Raw genomic sequence first — 20,902 nt, 5'->3', positions numbered from 1 at the left:
AAAGATGGAACACTTGGTGTTCCTTCTTTTTTAGCCAATAAGTTTGTTTATGCATGGAAACGGAGGTTATACAAGTTGGGTCAACCTTTTTATAAAAGAATAGTGCTCAAATTGAGCGGCGAAGCTCTGGCAGGACAGCAAGGGTACGGCATTGATTCAGAAGTCATTACCTCCATCGCCCAGCAAGTGAAAGACGTTGTTGAATTGAACGTGGAAGTTGCTATCGTAGTAGGTGGCGGTAACATATGGCGTGGAATCGCCGGCAGTGAAAAAGGCATGGATCGTGCAACAGCGGACTACATGGGGATGCTTGCGACCGTCATGAATTCCTTGGCACTACAGGATGCTTTGGAAAATATTGATGTGCCAACAAGAGTTCAGTCCTCCATTACGATGCAGCAAGTAGCTGAACCTTATATTCGTAGAAAAGCAATTCGTCACTTGGAAAAGTCGAGAGTTGTCATTTTCGCGGCAGGTACAGGGAATCCATACTTCTCAACAGATACGACAGCAGCTTTGAGAGCAGCTGAAATTGAAGCGGAAGTTATTCTCATGGCCAAAAATAAAGTGGATGGCGTTTACTCCGCAGATCCATTCAAAGATCCAACAGCTAAGAAATTTGAAACGTTGACGTATATGGAAGTTATCAGTAATAATTTAGGTGTCATGGACTCCACCGCTTCTTCCCTATGTATGGATAACAACATCCCGTTGGTGGTGTTCAACATTACAGAAAAAGGGAATATTAAACGAGTGGTCCTTGGCGAGAAAATTGGGACTACAGTTAAAGGGAGTGTCTAATCGATGCCACAAGCAGTGAAAAAGAACGCAGAAGACCGGATGGATAAAGCCATCGGCGCACTTAAAAGAGACTTGACTACGCTTCGTGCAGGTCGTGCTACGCCTTCTTTGTTGGATCGTATTCAAGTAGAATATTACGGAGCAATGACACCGGTGAATCAACTTGCGAATTTAACGACACCTGATTCACGTACTTTGCTTATTCAACCATGGGACAAAAGCTCCATGTCCTCTATAGAGAAAGCAATTATGAAGTCTGACTTAGGACTGACACCATCTAATGATGGAACGGTTATTCGTATTGTCATTCCAGCTCTGACCGAAGAGCGTCGTACGGATCTTGTTAAAATGACGAAAAAATTCGGCGAAGAAGCCAAAGTGGCAATTCGCAATATTCGCCGCGATGCGAACGATGAGATCAAAAAGCTTGAAAAAGCAGGGATCTCGGAAGATGAGTCTCGTAAACATCAGGAAGACATCCAGAAGTTTACGGATAAATTCGTAGCCGAAGTTGAAAAAGTTATGGCTGCTAAAGAAAAAGAAATCATGGAAGTATAAGATAGATATGCCCCCGGGTAGTCGCTGGGGGTTTTTCATCTTTCCCTAGTTGGGAGGAACAACAGTGCTCAAGCGATTTAAGCAATGGTTTGGAATGAAAGATCAGCAAGCATCTACAGCTAGACCAGAAATTGAATTGGACAAAGTGCCAGCGCATGTCGCTATCATTATGGACGGAAATGGCCGCTGGGCAAAACAAAGAGGTTTGCCGCGAGTAGCCGGGCACCATTCCGGCATGAAGAATGTTAAGAAAATAACGATGGCAGCTAATGAGATCGGTGTTAAAGTATTGACGATGTATGCTTTTTCAACAGAAAATTGGAAGAGACCCAAGGAAGAAGTGGAGTTTTTGATGAAGCTTCCACAAGAGTTTTTTCCCTTGGAAATTGAAGAGCTAATCGAGAATAATGTCCGTATCCGCATGACGGGTTGGAAAGATGGTTTGCCTGACTATACGCTAAATGCGATAGAGGGCGCTATTGAACGGACGAAAAATAATACAGGACTCATTTTGAACTTTGCCTTAAACTATGGTGGACGTAAAGAAATGATTGCTGGTGTGCAGGATATGATTCGTGATGTTCAAAGCGGCAAGCTGCAGACCGAAGAACTGGACGAAACTCGTTTTTCATCGTATATGCTTACTTCAGATCTACCAGATCCCGATTTGTTAATTCGCACGAGCGGTGAGTTGAGACTTAGCAATTTTCTGTTGTGGCAATTGGCTTATTCAGAGCTTTGGTTTACTGAGGCTTATTGGCCGGAATTTACAGAATCTTTATTTTTGCAGGCCATCGCGGAATACCAACGCCGTGGGAGAAGATACGGAGGACTGTAAAGGATCCTTTCGATTTCTCCTTAACGGTGACGGTTGTTTAACGAATTGCTGCCGGATTTGAAGTTGTTCATCTAGGAGGATTCAACTTGAAACAAAGGATCGTCACAGGCGTTATTGCTGGGCTCGTTTTTATTACGTTATTAGTTTTAGGTGGGTACTGGTATGCCGGATTAATCGTATTGCTCTCGATTCTTGGCTACCGGGAATATTTGCAGATGAATGGCTATATGAAGTATAGGTTAACAAGCGCTGTTGGATTAATTGCACTGTTGTACATAACAATACCTTGGGAATTCGTTGGGATCACTTCTCCAATTCCTACAAGTGCAATCATTTGGTTTGCTATGTTCTTACTTCTATTTATAACGGTAGCTTCGAAAAATAAAATTACTATCGATCAGGTTTCGGTCATTTTGTTAGGCGTTGTCTATATTGCTTTTGGCTTCTATTATATGATTGCAGCACGTTTAGCGGAGCACGGCTTGTTTTGGACAATCCTTGTTTTCGTTTGTATATGGGCCTCGGATTCAGGTGCCTATTTCGTTGGCTCCAAACTGGGCAAAAACCTTCTATGGCCGCAAATTAGCCCTAAGAAATCAATTGAAGGCGCAATAGGCGGCGTTGTCATCTCGATGATTGCGGCGTTCATATTCGCTTGGTTTGCTCCGGATTTACTCGGGTTTGGCAAAGCGTTAGCTCTTGGTTTTATTATTGCTGTTGTTGGACAAGTAGGAGACTTAATTCAGTCTGCATATAAGCGTGTTAAAGGAATCAAAGATACGGGAACATTACTCCCCGGTCACGGCGGTGTGCTGGATCGGATGGATAGTTGGCTAATTGTGTTTCCATTTGTTTATTTGATCGGAATAATACCTATGTAATTGTCATGGGCGAGGTGCTTAGTCATGAAACGGATTGCCATTTTAGGATCAACGGGGTCTATCGGTACCCAGACCTTAGACATCATTCAACACGCTCCAGAGAAATTTCAAATAGAAGCTATATCTGGTGGATATAATACGAAGTTATTGATTGAGCAAGTGAACCAGTTTAAACCGAAACTCGTCTCCGTTGCAACGAAGGAGTTGGCGAATGAGGTTCAGCTGAACGTACCGGCAGGGACGAAGGTTGTATATGGTGAAGAAGGCCTAATTGAAGTAGCCGCGGCGACGGACGCTGATTTAGTCGTTACTGCTCTGGTAGGAAGTCAAGGTCTGAAACCCACACTTGCTGCTATTGATGCTGGTAAACACATCGGTCTTGCCAACAAGGAAACTTTAGTGAGTGCAGGGCACATTGTAACCGAAGCTGTACGTAAAAAAGGTGTCGCTGTACTGCCTATTGACAGTGAGCATTCAGCGATTTATCAATGTTTAAATGGTGAGAACATTGCGCAGGTTTCCAAAATTACGATAACAGCATCCGGTGGTTCCTTCCGAGATCGTACTCGTGCAGAGTTAGAAGGCGTTACAGTTGAACAAGCTTTACAACACCCTAATTGGGCTATGGGAGCAAAAATTACGATCGATTCAGCTACGATGGTGAATAAAGGTTTTGAGGTCATTGAGGCGCACTGGTTATTCAACCTTTCCTATGATCAAATTGATGTGTTGATTCATCCGGAAAGTGTCATTCACTCCTACGTTGAGTTTGTTGACAACAGCATTATTGCTCAGCTTGGTAACCCAGACATGCGAGTGCCAATCCAATATGCCTTAACGTATCCTGACAGATTCGTGACACCGACCAAGAGGCTTGATCTAGCTGCAATTGGCAAACTGCATTTCCGCGAGATGGATTATACCAGATACCCGTGTTTGCGGATGGCATATGAGAGCGGTAGACAAGGTGGGACGACACCGACGGTTTTCAATGCTGCCAATGAGATTGCCGTAGCGCGTTTCCTCAAAGGGGAAATTACTTTTTTACAAATCGAGCAAGTCATTGAAGCAGCTCTTCAGAAGCATGAGTCATATGCCAATCCTGCACTGGAACTCATACATGAACAGGATCTGTGGGCTAGATCGTATGCCGAATCTATTCAATTTTAATGTGTGAAGAGCTTAAGTCAGTGAGTGTGGCTCGGCTCTTTTTTTCTCTGGTTGCAGGTACGTCTAATTCATTCTCCATTGCCGTATACTGTGCTAAACAGGCATAGCTTGTATTCAGCGGTTCAATAATGGTAATCTAAGAACATGCTGTCCATGAAGGAGGAAATACGACTTGTCAGCCATAGAAGTTGGATTGAAAGTTATTTTGATGTTTTTCATTCTTGTATCGATTCATGAATGGGGTCATTTTTATTTTGCAAAACGCGCAGGCATCTTAGTTAGAGAGTTTGCCATCGGTTTTGGACCCAAGATTTTCTCATATAAAAAAGGGGAAACTCGCTATACGCTTCGCTTACTGCCCATCGGCGGTTTTGTTCGTATGGCCGGAGAAGATCCGGAAATTGTTCAAGTGAACCCTGGACAAACCATTGCGATTAAATTAAATAAACAAAATGAAGTGTCCTCCCTTTTTCTTGATCAATTAGACCGTCGATCCAATGTCATTTTGGGTATTGTGGAACATATCGATCTTGAAAGAACACTTCAAGTTTCACTTGATGTGGATGGAGAGAGAGTAACCTATCCCGTCGACCGCGAAGCGATGATGGTTACCAAGGGAGTGGAAACACAGATTGCACCGTATGATCGGCAATTCGGCTCGAAAACCGTTGGTAAACGGGCGATTGCGATTGTAATGGGACCTGTGATGAACTTTCTTTTGGCGATCGTGTTGTTCCTGATCGTTGTAATCATGTCTGGTGTTTTTACGAATGTAAAGCTGGATTCGGTTCTAGCGGGTAAGGCAGGGGAGAAGGCTGGGTTGCAAAAAGGCGATATTATCATTTCGATTGATAATCAGCCAATTGGCAGTGACCGTGAGAAGCTGGTAACGACGATTCAATCATCTGCTGGGAAGCCAATGACTTGGGTAATTGACCGCGCCGGGAATCCGCTGACTCTGCAGGTAACGCCAGAAACGGAAGCCGGGTCAGGCAAACTAGGTGTTGTGATCTCGGGTGACCGAAGAAGTGCTTCCTTTGGTGAAGTAATAAGTGGAACTTACGAGCAAGTTGTTGGGACAACTATTGGAATCGTAACGGGTCTGCAGAAGCTAGTGATGCTGCAATTTAAACTCGATGATTTAGGTGGTCCGGTTAGAACGGCCCAAGTATCTGCCCAATTCGCCCAGATGGGAATTACTGTTTTTCTCTCGTGGATGGCTACTTTAAGTTTATATCTTGGGATATTTAATCTTCTGCCGATCCCTGCTTTGGATGGAAGCAGATTATTGTTCATGGGATTAGAGGCGCTTCGCGGCAAACCGATTGATCCGAATCGTGAGAGCATGGTTCACTTCGTTGGGTTTGCGCTGCTTATGCTGCTAATGGTAGCTGTAACGTATAATGATATTTTACGTTTAATTAAGGGATAGTTCTAATGATCTAGGAGGGTTTATGTCAAACGATAAGCAGTTTGTTAAAGAGATTACACCACAGGGAGAAGATTTCTCCCGTTGGTACATAGATGTGATCAAAAAAGCGGATCTGATGAGCTACTCTCCGGTTCGCGGATGTATCGTGTTTAAGCCGGACGGCTATGAAATCTGGGAAAACATTCAACGCGAGTTGGACAGTAAATTCAAAGAAACAGGACATCGGAACGCCTATTTCCCTTTATTTATCCCAGAAAGCTTTTTCCAAAAGGAAAAAGAGCATGTAGAGGGCTTTAATCCGGAACTGCCATGGGTTACAGAAGCAGGCGGGGAGAAACTGGAAGAACGATTGGCGATTCGCCCTACTTCCGAAACGATGATTGGACATATGTACTCCGAATGGATCAACTCCTATCGTGATCTGCCTTTGCTGATTAATCAATGGGCGAATGTGGTTCGTTGGGAGAAACGTACGTTGCCATTCCTGCGCACAACGGAATTCTTATGGCAAGAAGGGCACACGGCACATGAGGATGAGCAGGATGCACGTCGCGAAACGATGCAAATGTTAGATGTTTATCGTCAATTTGCAGAAGATTTCTTGGCTATTCCGGTCATTGTTGGACAAAAAACGCCTTCTGAGAAATTCGCTGGCGCAATTGATACTTTCTCGATTGAAGCGATGATGAAAGATGGAAAAGCTGTACAAGCAGGTACCTCTCACTACCTGGGTACGAATTTCGCAGTTGCTTTTGATATCAAATTCCTGGATCGTGAGAATCAACATCAATTTGCGCACACCACGTCATGGGGCGTAAGCACGCGTCTTATCGGGGCACTGATCATGGTTCATGGAGATGACAGAGGTTTGGTTCTTCCGCCAAAAGTCGCTCCAACGCAAGTCATCATGATTCCAATTGGTCCTCCAAAAACGCGGGATCAAGTTATCGCACGGGTAGATGAGTTGTACGCTGATCTTAAAAAAACAGGTGTCCGTGTAAAAGTGGATGATCGCGCTGATCAAAGCCCTGGCTGGAAGTTCAATGAATATGAAATGCGCGGCGTACCGATTCGTGTTGAATTGGGACCACGCGATATGGAGAACGGGCAGGTTGTTCTTGTATCCCGAGTAAGTGGAGAGAAGAAAACCGTGCAACAAGCGAATTTTGTCGAAGAAGTTCAAAATTTACTTGCTGAGATTCATCAGCAGATGTATGATAAAGCCAAGCAGTTCCGTGACGAGCACTATATTGCCGTGGATTCTATCGATGAATTCAAAACCTTCCTAGAAACAAAACGTGGTTTTGCTTTAGCTGGATGGTGCGGCTCCAATGCATGTGAGGAACAAGTGAAGCAAGAAACAGGTGCGACGAGCCGGAATATTCCATTCACACCTACAGAAACGAAGTCAACATGTTTGGTTTGCGGCGATGCTGCTAAACATACGGTCGTATTTGGCCGCAGTTACTAATTACTACAATAAGGGCAAATGGAGGCAAGTCATCCATTGCCCTTCGTATTTTTATGGGGAGGCTGTTCATGAGTAATTTGGCGGATAAACGGAATCGCTTTGAGCTTTTGATGCAGCAAGCTGAGATTCCTGCCGATATCGTGCGATCATTTTTTACAGAAGGCTATATCGATCAAGTAGAGATTAGTCGGAAGAACCGCGACTGGACTTTTTATTTGGTGAAAAATGAATTAGTGCCTCAGAACATTTACCGCTCTTTTTGTAAAATGATTCAAGAAAAATTCGCGCAAATTGCGAAGATTCGTTTTATTTGGAAATTTGAAGGGGCGGAGCCGGCTGCTTTGGTAGATGAATACTGGAGCTTATTTATGGAATGGCTGCAGCGCGAAGTACCGTCCATTAACGGCTGGATGGCTAAAGCCAAATTTGAAGTGCAAGGTCAAGCCCTGTCTCTCATAATGTTGGATGCAATTGGTCTGGAGCTTGCGAAGAAAAAGAATATTGATACCTTCATCCGGGACTTTTTCCATAACTTTTTCCAAACAGAATTGACGGTTAAATTTGCGATCAGCGATTCAGCCAATGTCGAAACGGAATATGAAAAGTTTGCCAAACAGCGTGAGCAAAGCGAGAAGACGATTACACAAGAAATTATGATGTCGATAGACATGGAAGAAGAAGAAGAAGCTTCTTTACCGGATGATTTGAAGCTCGTAATGGGGTATGAGATTAAGGAAGTACCGACTCCGCTGAAAGATATTAAAGAAGAAGAGAAGAAAATTACGGTTCAAGGAACGGTATTCGGCTTAGAGGTTAAGGAATTAAGAAACGGTAACACGTTGTATAGTTTTAACTTAACGGATTTTACGGATTCAATGGCGATGAAAGTTTTTGCGAAAACCAAAGATGACGTGAAGATCATGAGTTTGCTTCAGAACGGAACTTGGATCAGAGCCAGAGGCAAAGTTGAATATGACCGATTCATGCAAATCCCTGAGCTCGTAATGATTCCAAACGATTTGACTGAAGTGATGGCACCGAAAGATCGCATGGATGATGCTGCTGAAAAGCGTGTTGAGTTCCATTTGCATACAACGATGAGTACGATGGATGCTTTAACTCCTATTGATCAATATGTGAAAATGGCGGCAAAATGGGGTCACAAAGCCATTGCCGTTACGGACCACAGCAATATTCAATGTTTCCCTGATGCGGGGAAAGCAGCCAAAAAACACGGGATTAAAGTGATTTACGGTGTTGAAGCTAACGTAGTCAATGACTCTGTGCCTATCGTCATGAATGGCAGGGATTTGGATATGAAGCAGGCGACATATGTCATTTTCGACGTCGAGACCACAGGGTTATCCGTTACGAATAATCGTATCATCGAGCTTGCCGGAGTTAAAATGCAGGATGGCAAGGAAATCGAGCGTTTTGCAACATTCATTAATCCGCATGAGAAAATCCCTTATAACATTCAGCAATTAACGAATATTACAGATGACATGGTGGTTGGAGCTCCAGACATTGAGGAGGAACTTCCGAAGTTTATAGAATTTATCGGCGATTCCGTGCTTGTAGCTCATAACGCGCGCTTTGATATGGGCTTTCTTCAAGCCAATTTGCAACGGATGGGTTTGCCGGAGGTTACCAACGCTGTATTAGATACATTGGAACTGGCGAGATTTTTGTTCCCATCCATGAAGAATCACCGTTTGAACACCTTATCCGATAAATTCAAAGTTAGCTTAGATAACCATCACCGCGCGATTGATGACTCCATTGCATTAGGATTTGTGCTATATCATTTAATTAATGAGGCTAATGATCGACAAATAACGAGTCTCGCCAAACTAAATGATTATGTCGGCAAAGATTTGTCGAATCAGCGACCTTTCCATTGCTGCATCTATGCGCTTAACGCGGTTGGCAAAAAGAACTTATTCAAACTTATCTCTTTATCCCATACGACCTATTTACAGAGAGGCGCTACGATTCCGAAGAGCGTGCTAGTCGAACTGAGAGAAGGGCTTCTCATCACTTCCGGTTGCGAAAAAGGCGAGTTTTTTGAGGCTGTTCTTAATAAAACGATTGAAGAAGCTGAACAGGTTTCAGAGTTCTATGATATTTTGGAAATCCAGCCGGTCAGCTACAATATGCATTTAGTTGAAAAAGGGCTTGTCGGCAGTGTTGAGGACCTCGAGAATGCAGTACGCCGCGTCTGTGAAATCGGTTATAAAACGGGCAAGCCGGTCATTGCGACAGGCAATGTGCATTACCTGCATCCTCGGGAGAAAGTATGCCGGGATATTACCATTAACGGGATTACTGGGTTTAGCCCGCTGAAATCGATGAAGAAGCCGGATGCTCACTTCCGCACCACGAAAGAGATGCTGGAAGAGTTTAAATTTTTGGGCGAAGAAAAGGCCTTTGAGGTTGTTGTTCGCAGCACGAATGAACTGGCAGATCGGTTCGAAGCGATTGAGCTTTTTCCGGATAAATTGTTTACGCCAATCATTGAAGGCGCAGACGATGAAATTCGAAACACCTGTTACTCGACAGCAAAAAGTATTTACGGCGAAGAGCTTCCAGAGGTCATCGTTGCCCGGTTGGAAAAAGAGCTTGTTCCAATCATTAAATTCGGTTTCTCTGCGAACTATTTGATCTCCGAACGATTGGTTAAAAAGTCGAATAAAGACGGCTACCTCGTAGGTTCAAGGGGATCTGTCGGATCTTCTGTAGTTGCGATGATGCTTGGGATTTCTGAGGTTAATCCGCTGCCTCCGCATTATATTTGCGCCTCTTGTCAGCACAGTGAGTGGTTTCTGGACGGTAGCGTTCCGAGTGGGTTCGATCTTCCTAACAAGATATGCCCGGATTGCGGTGGGAATCTTAGAGGAGACGGACATGACATTCCTTTTGAAACATTCCTGGGTTTTAAAGGGGATAAAGTTCCCGATATCGATTTGAACTTCTCTGGCGAGTATCAGCCGGTTGCCCATAATTACACGAAAGAAATTTTCGGCGAGCGATGTGTTTTCCGTGCGGGCACCATTGGTACAGTTGCGGAGAAGACCGCCTTCGGATTTGTCAAAAAATATGAAGAAGAGCAAGGCCAGAAATGGCGGGGCGCTGAGCTGAATCGGTTGGCTGCCGGTTGTACTGGAGTGAAGCGCAGCACAGGGCAGCATCCAGGGGGAATTGTTGTAGTCCCTGATTACATGGAAGTTGATGACATTACACCAGTGCAATACCCGGCAGATGATAAGAATTCAGAATGGAAAACAACTCATTTTGACTATCACGCCTTCGATGCCAATTTGCTCAAACTAGATATTCTGGGACACGACGATCCGACGATGATGAGAATGCTGCAGGATTTGACGGGTATTGATCCGACAACCATTCCGATGAATGATCCTAAAGCGATGAGTATTTTTAACTCAACAGAAGCACTAAACGTAACTCCGGAACAAATTCGTTCTCCGGTTGCTACATATGGCGTTCCGGAAATGGGAACGAAATTTGTGCGTCAGATGCTCCAGGAAACGCAACCGAGCTCGTTTGCCGACTTACTGCAAATTTCCGGATTGTCTCACGGAACAGGCGTTTGGTTAGGTAACGCTCAAGAGCTGATTAAAAAAGGAATATGTAATATTAAGACCGTAATTGGATGTCGGGATGATATCATGTTATTCTTAATTTATAAAGCAGGGATGGATGCGGGCTTAGCCTTTAAAATTACCGAGAGTGTGCGTAAAGGTAAAGGTCTAACGGACGAATGGAAAGAAGAGATGAAGCGGTGCAATGTGCCTGCTTGGTATATTGAGTCCTGTGAACGGATTGAATATATGTTTCCAAAAGCGCATGCTGCTGCTTACGTAATCTCCGCTGTTCGTACAGCATTCTTCAAGGTGTATCATCCAATTGCTTACTACGCCACATACTTTAGTGTTCGTGCGGCCGACTTCGATCTCGAATTGCTTTGCCAAGGGTACGACGCTATCCTGAAACGCTTGATCGAAATTGAAGAAAAGGGTTTTCAAGCGCTGCCAAAAGAAAAGGCAATGGTCTCCATCCTGGAGATGTCGCTAGAGATGACGTCTCGTGGCTTCAGCTTCAAGCCGATTGATATCTACCGTTCGCATGCAACGCGATTTACGATTGATGGCAACTCATTGATTCCTCCCTTTGCCGCCTTGTCAGGTATTGGAGAGAATGCAGCGAAAAATATTGCGGCTGCCAAGGACGAAGGCGATTTCCTCTCCATCGAGGATTTCCAGAATCGTTCGAAAGCTTCCAAAACCGTGATCGAGCTATTGTCGTCGATGGGATGTTTCCGAGGTTTGCCGGAATCGAATCAGTTGTCACTATTCTAAATTTCATTGCATAGTGTAATAGAGAAGTTAGCTGTCAAGTGAAAATCATTAACAAGTTTGCTATTGTAATGCAAAGATTGGTTATGGTATAATTTTTATTGGCAATAATGAGGATATCATCTTGTGATTAAAGAGTGGGGAAACCCACTCTTTACATTTTGATATAGGACTTTTCGGGTTATGACTAGGGGAAAGTCAATTTAGGAGGTACATTTATCTGTGGTTACACAAGCACACATCAAATCCGTCATAGAGGACATGCTGAAGGATTTCATTGAACAAAATGGATTTGAACTCGTGGATATTGAATATGTCAAAGAGGGCAGCAATTGGTTCCTTCGCGTCTACGCTGACAAAGAAGGCGGAATTGATATAGATGATTGCGGCCGCATCAGTGAATACCTTAGTGTTCAATTGGATGAGAAAGATCCGATTGCTGATGCTTATTTCTTGGAGGTTTCTTCACCAGGGGCTGAACGTCCATTGAAGAAGACCCAAGATTATTACAAGGCCGTGAACAGTCACGTATTTGTTACGACCTATGAGCAGATCGAGGGCTCCAAGGAGTTTGAAGGATTGCTGGTATCCTTTGACGAACAAGATCTCATCATTGAAATTGGCAAAAAGAAAGTTACTATTCCGTTCACTAAGGTAGCAAGCGCTCGTTTAGCTATCGTATTTTAGTGGCCGTTACTTATTGAAAGGGGGGACTCAGTTCAAATGAACACGGATTTCATCGAAGCGCTGTCGGAAATTGAACGTGAGAAGGGTATCTCTAAAGAGTTACTTATCGATGCAATTGAAGCAGCGATGATTTCAAGTTATAAGCGTAATTTCAACACCGCGCAAAATGTGCGCGTAGATATCAATCGTCATACGGGTCTCATTAAGGTATTTGCACGCAAAACCGTAACTGAGGAAGTACTCGATCCAAGATTGGAAATTTCGCTCCACGCTTCGCGTGAAATTAATCCTAATTATCAACTGGAAGATATTGTTGAAATTGAAGTTACGCCTCGCGATTTTGGTAGAATTGCTGCTCAAACAGCAAAACAGGTCGTAACACAGCGTATTCGTGAAGCTGAGCGAGGACTAATTTACAATGCTTTTATTGACAAAGAGGAAGATATTGTTACGGGTATTCTTCAGCGTCAAGACCAACGCAACATTTATGTTGATCTAGGTAAAGTGGAGGCTGTACTGCCTTTAACAGAACTTATGCCAACAGACAAATTTAAGCAAGGCGATCGGATTAAAGCGTATATCACCAAAGTGGAGAATACGACTAAAGGGCCGCAAATTATTTTGTCCCGTACACATCCCGGTTTGCTTAAACGTCTGTTTGAACTCGAAGTGCCTGAAATTTTTGACGGTGTCGTCGAAATTCGTTCCGTGGCCCGTGAAGCAGGATTCCGTTCCAAAATCGCTGTTCACTCACGCAATGCTGAGGTTGATCCGGTAGGTTCCTGTGTTGGGCCCAAAGGGTTACGTGTTCAAACGATTGTTACTGAACTGCGCGGCGAGAAAATCGACATTGTTCGTTGGATGGAAAGCGTGGAAGAGTACGTGGCCAATGCGCTAAGTCCTTCCAAAGTTCTTGAAGTTCAAATTCATGAAAATGAAAAGATGGCACGCGTCATTGTTCCAGACTATCAACTATCATTAGCCATTGGGATCAAAGGGCAAAATGCTCGCCTAGCAGCTAAATTGACAGGCTGGAAAATCGACATTAAGAGTGAAACACAAGCGGAACAAGAATTTGGCCGAGTGAAAACTTATACAGAAGAAATGCATCAAGATTCAGTCAGTATCGATTAAGTTTTTGTTTGGAAGCAAGGGGTGATCGGAATGAAGCAGAGAAAAATCCCTCTGAGAAAATGCGTGGCCTGCCAGGAGATGATGCCGAAGAGGGAGTTGATCCGCGTCGTCAAAACGCCTGAAGATGACATCCTCATTGATCTCAAAGGGAAAAAATCCGGGCGCGGTGCCTACTTATGCGGTAAAGTTTCTTGTTTTAAATTGGCAAAGAAAAGCAAAGCCTTGGATCGAGCACTTAAGCATGCCGTAAGCGCTGATATTTATGACCAACTGGAACAAGATTTTATTCGGGTTGAAGATGAATTCCTCTCTTCCAAAGAGGAGGAATCCGAAGATGAATCCTAAATTTTTTAACCAGTTGGGTCTGGCGATGCGGGCAGGAAAGCTTGTTACCGGCGATGAAGGCGTCTTTAAAGCCATTCGTTCGGGAGAAGCCAAACTTGTCATTATGGCGGAGGATGCTTCGGCTAATACACGGAAGAAATTTCAGGATAAATGCCAATTTTATGGGGTGACTCTTATGGAAATTGGAACGAAGTATGAATTGGGCCGCAGCATTGGTAAAGAGATGCGTGTCACCATAGGTGTATTGGACGGAGGCTTCGCGCAGATGCTGCAGAAAAGTCAAGAAAATCCTGCGGAGGTGGAACATATTGACCAATAAACAACAAGATAATAAAGATAAAACCCGCGTATACGAATACGCCAAACAGCTCAATATGAGCAGTAAAGAAATCATCACCATTCTCAAACGTTTAAATATACCTGTTAACAATCATATGAGTGTAATGGAAAATGACGCGGTTAGTTCCGTGGAGAAATTTTTCCGTGATATAAAAGCTAATGCGGCTGCCAAACGAGCAGCTACGGACGGAGGAAATGTGAGTTCATCGACGACGAATCAGAATCCTGCATCGCAGGCTCCAGCACAAGAGAATAAAGGTGCAGCAACGGGGGCTTCCAAGCCTGTTGTTTCTTCAGAACAATCAGCCAACCAAACAGCTAGTGGTGCAGTGACCCCACAGCCATCCACAACGCAAGCTACACCTGGTGCGACAAGTCGCCCATCCCAACCCCAACGTGATGGTCGCCCAAGTGGCCAAGGATCTTCGCAAGGCGGACGTCCAAGCGGTCAAGGTCAAGGTGGACAACGTACGGGTTACCAAGGTCAAGGCGGGCAACGTCCGAGCGGCCAAGGTTCATCACAAGGTGGGCAACGTTCCGGCTATCAAGGTTCTTCCCAAGGCGGACAACGTCCAAGTGGCCAAGGCTATCAAGGTCAAGGACAGGGGCAAGGTCAACGCTCTGGTGACAGACCTCCATTCCGTTCCAACGATGGACGTCCAAGTGGTGGATCATCAGGCGGATATAACAGCCAACGTCCGAGCGGTCAAGGTTCCTACCAGGGGCAAGGCCAAGGCGGAGCTCCTCGCACGAATAGCAACTATGCGGGATCCCGTCCGAACCAAGGTGCAGGCGCATCTGCCGGTGGCGGACAAAGCGCGAACAGTGGCCGTCCACAAGGTGGAAGTCCTAACCGGAGTACAGGACCGAATCGTCAAAACAAACCTTTTGACAACCGTAACAATAACCAAAGCGGAAGACCTGTTATTCAGGAAGCTAAGCCGCAATTCCATGTTGGAGCAACAGCAGCTGAGTTGGATGATGCAGCAGCGAAAGCTGGCGTAATCACTACGAAGAAATCCAAACCAACGCCTAAGCGTTTTGATGATAACCGCTCTGGCGGCAACCGCGGGCCATCCGGTAACAACCGTGGCAACCAACGTGGTAACAATCGTGGCAGATATCAGCAAGAAACGGTTAAGAAAGAAAAAATTGATAACACTCCTAAGAAAATCATCGTTCGCGGCAGCATGACGGTTGGTGAAACAGCTAAATTGCTCCACAAAGATGCTTCTGAAGTTATCAAAAAACTGTTGTTCCTAGGAACAATGGCGACAATCAACCAAGAACTTGATTTGGACGCTATTCAATTGATTGCAACTGAATTCGGCGTTGAAGTTGAGATTAAAATTAAAGTCGAAGAAGACAACTTCGAGACGATTGAAGAAGTGGATGATGAGGCAGATCTGCTTGAGCGTCCACCGGTTGTTACAATTATGGGTCACGTTGACCATGGTAAAACGACACTTCTTGATGCTATTCGTAAAACAAGCGTTACTGAAGGCGAAGCAGGCGGAATTACGCAGCACATCGGTGCGTACCAAGTTGAAGTTAACCATAAGAAGATCACGTTCTTGGATACACCTGGTCACGAAGCATTTACAACCATGCGTGCCCGCGGTGCACAAGTAACGGATATTACGATTATTGTCGTAGCAGCAGATGACGGCGTAATGCCACAAACCGTAGAGGCGATTAGCCATGCTAAAGCGGCAGGTGTTCCGATCATTGTAGCTGTGAACAAGATTGATAAAGAAGGCGCTAATCCTGACCAAATCAAACAGGCTCTTACAGCTTATGAACTGGTTCCGGAGGAGTGGGGCGGCGATACAATTTTCTGCGAAATTTCTGCGAAACAACGTATCGGACTTGAAAATCTCTTAGAGATGATCTTGCTTGTAGCGGAAGTACAAGAGTACAAAGCTAACCCGAACAAACGTGCAAGAGGAACAGTTATTGAAGCTGAGTTGGATAAAGGAAGAGGCCCAGTGGCTCGCGTCCTCATTCAACACGGTACGCTTAAAGTGGGAGATAGCTTCGTTGCAGGCGTTCACTTCGGCCGTATCAGAGCGATGGTTAATGATAAGGGCAAACGCTTGAAAGAAGCAGGCCCATCTACACCAGTCGAAATCACAGGTCTAACTGATGTTCCTCAAGCTGGAGATCCATTCTTGGTGTATGAAGATGAGCGTAAAGCGAGAGATATCGCGGACCGTCGTTCCATTGCACTGCGTCAATCCGAGATGACGGCAAATTCACGCGTGACATTGGATGATCTCTTTAAGCATATCAAAGATGGCGAAATCAAAGATTTGAATGTCATTATCAAAGGTGACGTTCAAGGATCTGTTGAAGCGCTGAAAAGCTCGCTTGAGAAGATCGAAGTGGAAGGCGTTCGCGTTAAAATCCTGCATAACGGTGTAGGGGCAATTACCGAGTCTGATATTATTCTTGCTTCGGCGTCTAATGCGATTATTATCGGTTTCAACGTTCGTCCGGAGCCTGCTGCCAAATCTACAGCAGAACAAGAGAAAGTTGATATTCGTCTGCACAATATCATTTACAACGTTATTGAAGAAATCGAGCAAGCGATGAAAGGCATGCTGGATCCTGTCTTCAAAGAAGTTGTGCTTGGTCAAGCGGAAGTACGTAACGTATTCAAAATTACGGGTTCAGGAACAATTGCCGGCTGTATGGTCATTTCGGGTAAAATTGCTCGTAATGCTCAAACACGCTTGATCCGCAGCGGTATTGTCGTTCATGAAGGCAAAATTGATTCCTTGAAAAGATTTAAAGATGACCAAAAAGAAGTAGCACAAGGTTATGAATGTGGTATATCTCTGGAGCGTTATCATGATATTAAAGAAGGCGACATTATTGAAGCCTTCATCATGGAGTCCGTTGAGAGGTGATAACAAATGGCTAGAGTGCGTGTAGGTCGAGTAAGCGAACAAATCAAGAAAGAATTAAGCCAAATCGTTCAATCGGAGTTAAAAGACCCGCGAATTGGTTTCCTAACTGTTACAGGTGTTGAAGTAACAAACGATCTTTCCTTAGCGCGTGTGTTTCTAAGCGTGATGGGTACGGACGAACAGAAAGAGGCCACTCTAAAGGCGCTTTCTGCAGGTTCCGGTTACATCCGTTCTGAGCTTGGCAAACGAATTCGGTTAAGGAAAATCCCGGAATTACAGTTCAAGTTCGATGCGTCTATCGATTATGGCAGTCATATCGAGAACTTGCTTCATAAGCTAAACCAGGAAGGAAATCCAAGTGTATGAGTAATGGAATGATGCATGCCACCGAATACAGCCAGCAGCTGGAAGCAGCAGCTAAGTTTATCGAGCAGCATGATGATTTCTTGGTGGTATCTCACATCCAGCCGGATGGGGATGCCGCCAGCTCTACATACGCGATGGGATGGCTTCTGAGCCAGCTAGGGAAGACATTTACCATGATGAACGAAGGTCCTATGCCTTCTAAATTTTCCTATCTGTGGGGAAGCGATCAGGTACTTGATTTTAGCAAAGAAATAACGAGTAGACGTTACAAGACCATAATAAGTGTTGATTGTGCTGATTTCTCCAGAATAGGTAGGGTCAGCACTCTTTTTGATGAACAAGCTCAGCTGCTCAATGTTGATCATCATCCAACCAATGATAGATTTGGTTCGTGTCATTTGATTAAGCATGATGCGGCCGCGACTGTTCAAATTTTGTATGATTTAGCCATACATATGAACATGAGTTTGAACTTGGCCATTGGTGACTGCATCTACACAGGTTTGCTTACAGATACAGGCGGTTTTCGTTATTCGAATACTTCGCCGGAAGTTATGCAAATTGGAGCGTCTCTGCTTGCTTTGGGTGTTCAGGGCTCCGAAATTGCCGAGCAAGTTCTAGAGAGAGTGACGTATTCGCAAATTGTTCTTCTACAGAAGGCGTTATCTACCCTCTCGTTTGCTCATGATCGCAAATTAGCGTGGCTCGCAGTCTCTTTAGCTGATTTGGAGTCTACAGGGGCTTCTAGTGAAGATTTAGATGGACTGGTGAACTATCCTCGTAACGTGGAAGGCGTCGAAGTGGGTATGCTATTTAAAGAAAAGGCGCCCGGCATAATTAAAGTAAGTCTTCGCTCTTCAGGACTTGTCGACGTTGCAGCGATCGCTCAATCCCTTGGTGGAGGCGGTCATGTGCGAGCATCAGGCTGCACAATCCAAGGAACAATTGAAGAAGCAGTAGCAAGAATGGTTCAGGAAGTAGGGAGCAAGCTGATATGACGCTAGAAGGCATCTTGCCTGTTTGGAAACCGGAAGGCTTCACATCTCATGATGTTGTAGCCAAAGTCAGAGGTATACTTGGAATTAGACGTATTGGCCACACCGGCACGCTAGATCCGCAAGTGACAGGGGTTCTGCCGCTTTGCATTGGTCGAGCAACGCGGATGGTTGAATATATACAGGAATTGCCGAAAGAATATGAAGCCGTACTTCGAATTGGCCTTTCAACAGATACAGAAGATATGACAGGCAATGTACTCGAAGAAGTTGCTCTCGTACAATTGGACGAAACGGTTGTTCGCGAGGCTTTGCTTCGATTTGTCGGAGAGATCGAACAGATTCCTCCTATGTTCTCGGCTGTTAAGGTCGACGGGAAGCGGCTGTATGAGCTGGCCCGCGAAGGCAAGGAAGTTGAGCGCAAATCACGTAAAGTAACGATTCATCAATTAGACATTCTTCGTATGGATTTGCAGCAAAAGCATCCGGAAATACATTTCCGTGTTTCTTGCTCGAAAGGGACCTATATTCGAACCTTATGTGTTGATATTGGTAAAGCTTTAGGGTATCCTGCGGTTATGAGTAGCTTGATCAGGACTTCTACAGGCAATATCCGTCAGGAACAGTGTCTAACCTTTGAGCAAATCAAAGAATTGAAAGATCAAGGCGTGTTGCAAGACCGTATGATTCCTATGGACGAAGCGATCTCTCATATGCCTTCGGTTGAGCTTTCCGAACAAGAAGCCATTCATGCGCAGCAAGGAAAAAGGATTTCAATAGCTGTGAATCGCATTACGGGTGCAGCGGCGGGTTCTCCAACCTTGATCCGTGCTTATTCTCCGGATAAAAGGTTCCTAGGGCTTTATGAATGGAAAAGCTCTAGCCAAATCCTGATCCCTTCAAAAGTATTTCTTTAACCCATTACAAGCAGGGACAGGCTGAAATGGATAGGTGAATTGAACTTATATGCAAATAATACCAATATCATATCCCATTGATTTTGATACTCCGCGCGTATTTGTCGGAGAGCAGGTAGTCGCTATAGGTGATTTTGATGGTGTTCACTTGGGGCACCGAGAGGTCATTGGACGAGCGTTACTTACTGCTAAAAAGCTGAATCTTCCGACGGCGATCATGACTTTCCACCCGCATCCCAGATCGGTAATGGGGCAGGATAAATACATTGATCTTTTGACACCGATGAAAGAGAAGATGGAGATATTTGCCTCGCTTGGCGTCAATCATACCTATATAGTTACCTTCGACGCTTCGCTAATGCGATTGTCCCCGGAGCTATTCGTGGATCAAGTCTTGGATCGGCTAGGTGTGAACAGCGTCATTTGCGGTTTTGACTTTACTTTCGGCTATCAAGGCAAAGGAAACCCGGATTCGCTTTGCGAATTGAGTCACGGGAAATTTTCTGTAGAAGTGGTGAGACCTTTTCAAATGGACGGCGAAAAAGTTAGTTCTACACTCATTCGTGAATCGTTGCAACAAGGGGATATTGACACAGTTACAAGACTTCTTGGTCGTCCCTACAGCATTAGCGGCATCGTGATAGATGGAGAAAAGCGAGGAAGACTGCTAGGGTTTCCAACAGCTAATTTGCAATTGGACGAGACCTATGTTATTCCTACAAATGGCGTGTATGCGATTAAAGCTTCAATCAAAGGGGAAACCTATAAAGGCGTCATGAATATTGGCGTAAAGCCGACTTTCGCGACTGGGGAGTTGAAACCATCGTTTGAAGCTCATTTATTTGATTTCTCCGAGCAAATTTATGGCGAACAAATGAAGGTTGAACTCATTGCTTTCCTTCGTCCCGAGCGTAAATTTTCGTCCATTGACGAGCTGATTGCGCAAATCAAGGTAGATGCGGAAGCTGCGAAAAATAAACTAGAATAAATCATACCGAAACAAACATTTACTTCTACTATGTGGTTATGGTATACTGATTAACGTTGCCCAAAGGACAATTCCTTTGGCATGAACCTAAGCTTGGTTAGACGCTATCATCGGCGATTTCTAGGCTTATGGGGATACAATAGAATTTAGGAGATGAACAATCATGGCATTAACACAAGAGCGCAAAACACAACTGATTCAAACTCACAAGGTACACGATACCGACACAGGTTCACCTGAGGTACAAGTAGCAATCCTTACTGAGAACATTGTAAACCTTACGAACCACCTTCGTACACACAAGAAAGATCACCACTCCCGTCGTGGTTTGCTTAAAATGGTTGGACAACGCCGTAAGCTTCTTGCTTACGTGAAGAACAAAGATGTAAGCCGTTATAGTGCTTTGATCGAGAAGCTTGGTTTGCGTCGATAAAACCGACAATGAGAAGCAACCTGTTGCTCCTTTGCTGGGCTTGATAAAGCTTGCGCAGAGAGTGGCAACGAGGTTGCTTTTTCTTGTATTTTTAAAACGGAAAAAGAAGGAAATACTAGACACTACGCAGAAATAGAGGATGACTCAAGTGCTAGGCAAGTTTTTGGATACATACGGAGTCTAAGGTTTGAGGTATCGACCTCCTTTTCTGTGAATGCGTATCAAGACACATAATGAATAAGAAATTTCCTTAGGAGGA

18 protein-coding genes are annotated in these 20,902 nt (G+C 44.5%); all 18 read left to right on the top strand.

Annotated features, from left to right (window positions below; translation table 11 throughout):
- Positions 1-75: 75 nt before the first annotated feature.
- The 18 genes from pyrH (at position 76) to rpsO (ending at position 20,643) form a co-directional block, all read left to right on the top strand.
- Complete coding sequence (pyrH, locus tag RQP52_RS09495; RefSeq protein WP_315951064.1) at positions 76-801, top strand: UMP kinase; 726 nt, start codon at positions 76-78, stop codon at positions 799-801.
- A 3-nt stretch (positions 802-804) separates the two neighbouring features.
- Positions 805-1,359 (top strand): ribosome recycling factor, encoded by a 555-nt coding sequence (gene frr / locus RQP52_RS09490; protein WP_315951063.1) that lies wholly within the window; start codon positions 805-807, stop codon positions 1,357-1,359.
- A gap of 94 nt (positions 1,360-1,453) precedes the next feature.
- The gene (locus RQP52_RS09485) at positions 1,454-2,197 is read left to right on the top strand and encodes an isoprenyl transferase (protein WP_157322242.1); all 744 of its coding nucleotides are present in this window, start codon (positions 1,454-1,456) and stop codon (positions 2,195-2,197) included.
- An 86-nt stretch (positions 2,198-2,283) separates the two neighbouring features.
- Positions 2,284-3,078, top strand: a complete 795-nt coding sequence (locus RQP52_RS09480; RefSeq protein ID WP_315951061.1) for a phosphatidate cytidylyltransferase — start codon at positions 2,284-2,286, stop codon at positions 3,076-3,078.
- A gap of 24 nt (positions 3,079-3,102) precedes the next feature.
- Entirely contained in the window at positions 3,103-4,248 is a 1,146-nt protein-coding gene (locus RQP52_RS09475) for a 1-deoxy-D-xylulose-5-phosphate reductoisomerase (RefSeq protein WP_315951059.1), read from the top strand.
- A 172-nt stretch (positions 4,249-4,420) separates the two neighbouring features.
- Positions 4,421-5,680, top strand: a complete 1,260-nt coding sequence (rseP, locus tag RQP52_RS09470) for an RIP metalloprotease RseP (RefSeq protein WP_315951057.1) — start codon at positions 4,421-4,423, stop codon at positions 5,678-5,680.
- A 22-nt stretch (positions 5,681-5,702) separates the two neighbouring features.
- Positions 5,703-7,151, top strand: a complete 1,449-nt coding sequence (proS, locus tag RQP52_RS09465; protein WP_315951056.1) for a proline--tRNA ligase — start codon at positions 5,703-5,705, stop codon at positions 7,149-7,151.
- A gap of 68 nt (positions 7,152-7,219) precedes the next feature.
- Positions 7,220-11,530 carry a PolC-type DNA polymerase III gene (locus RQP52_RS09460; protein ID WP_315951054.1) on the top strand — a complete coding sequence of 1,437 codons (4,311 nt, stop codon included), beginning with the start codon at positions 7,220-7,222 and terminating at the stop codon, positions 11,528-11,530.
- A gap of 219 nt (positions 11,531-11,749) precedes the next feature.
- Complete coding sequence (gene rimP / locus RQP52_RS09455; protein WP_309491758.1) at positions 11,750-12,214, top strand: ribosome maturation factor RimP; 465 nt, start codon at positions 11,750-11,752, stop codon at positions 12,212-12,214.
- 36 nt (positions 12,215-12,250) lie between these two features.
- Positions 12,251-13,348 (top strand): transcription termination factor NusA, encoded by a 1,098-nt coding sequence (gene nusA / locus RQP52_RS09450; protein ID WP_157321183.1) that lies wholly within the window; start codon positions 12,251-12,253, stop codon positions 13,346-13,348.
- Positions 13,349-13,378: 30 nt separating this feature from the next.
- Entirely contained in the window at positions 13,379-13,693 is a 315-nt protein-coding gene (rnpM, locus tag RQP52_RS09445; protein WP_315951052.1) for an RNase P modulator RnpM, read from the top strand.
- Positions 13,683-14,012, top strand: a complete 330-nt coding sequence (locus RQP52_RS09440) for a L7Ae/L30e/S12e/Gadd45 family ribosomal protein (RefSeq protein WP_157321181.1) — start codon at positions 13,683-13,685, stop codon at positions 14,010-14,012. Before rnpM ends, RQP52_RS09440 begins: the two co-directional genes overlap by 11 nt.
- Before the next feature lie 55 nt (positions 14,013-14,067).
- Positions 14,068-16,944, top strand: a complete 2,877-nt coding sequence (gene infB, locus RQP52_RS09435) for a translation initiation factor IF-2 (protein WP_379171923.1) — start codon at positions 14,068-14,070, stop codon at positions 16,942-16,944.
- A 6-nt stretch (positions 16,945-16,950) separates the two neighbouring features.
- On the top strand, positions 16,951-17,310 hold the full coding sequence (rbfA, locus tag RQP52_RS09430) for a 30S ribosome-binding factor RbfA (RefSeq protein WP_315951050.1): 360 nt from the start codon (positions 16,951-16,953) through the stop codon (positions 17,308-17,310).
- Positions 17,307-18,308, top strand: coding sequence for a DHH family phosphoesterase (locus RQP52_RS09425; protein WP_315951048.1), 1,002 nt, complete (start codon positions 17,307-17,309; stop codon positions 18,306-18,308). The genes rbfA and RQP52_RS09425 overlap by 4 nt, the downstream gene beginning before the upstream one ends.
- Positions 18,305-19,222, top strand: coding sequence for a tRNA pseudouridine(55) synthase TruB (truB, locus tag RQP52_RS09420; RefSeq protein ID WP_315951046.1), 918 nt, complete (start codon positions 18,305-18,307; stop codon positions 19,220-19,222). The genes RQP52_RS09425 and truB overlap by 4 nt, the downstream gene beginning before the upstream one ends.
- 49 nt (positions 19,223-19,271) lie before the next feature.
- A complete protein-coding gene (locus RQP52_RS09415; RefSeq protein ID WP_315951044.1) occupies positions 19,272-20,210 on the top strand; it encodes a bifunctional riboflavin kinase/FAD synthetase in 939 nt (312 codons plus the stop codon).
- A gap of 163 nt (positions 20,211-20,373) precedes the next feature.
- Entirely contained in the window at positions 20,374-20,643 is a 270-nt protein-coding gene (gene rpsO / locus RQP52_RS09410; RefSeq protein WP_029195252.1) for a 30S ribosomal protein S15, read from the top strand.
- Positions 20,644-20,902 lie beyond the last annotated feature (259 nt).

It is taken from the genome of Paenibacillus violae, from assembly GCF_032461945.1.
GTDB classification, from domain to species: domain Bacteria; phylum Bacillota; class Bacilli; order Paenibacillales; family NBRC-103111; genus Paenibacillus_E; species Paenibacillus_E violae.
The sequence above is the reverse complement of the archived record's forward strand: the minus strand, read 5'-3'. Positions and strand labels throughout refer to the sequence as shown.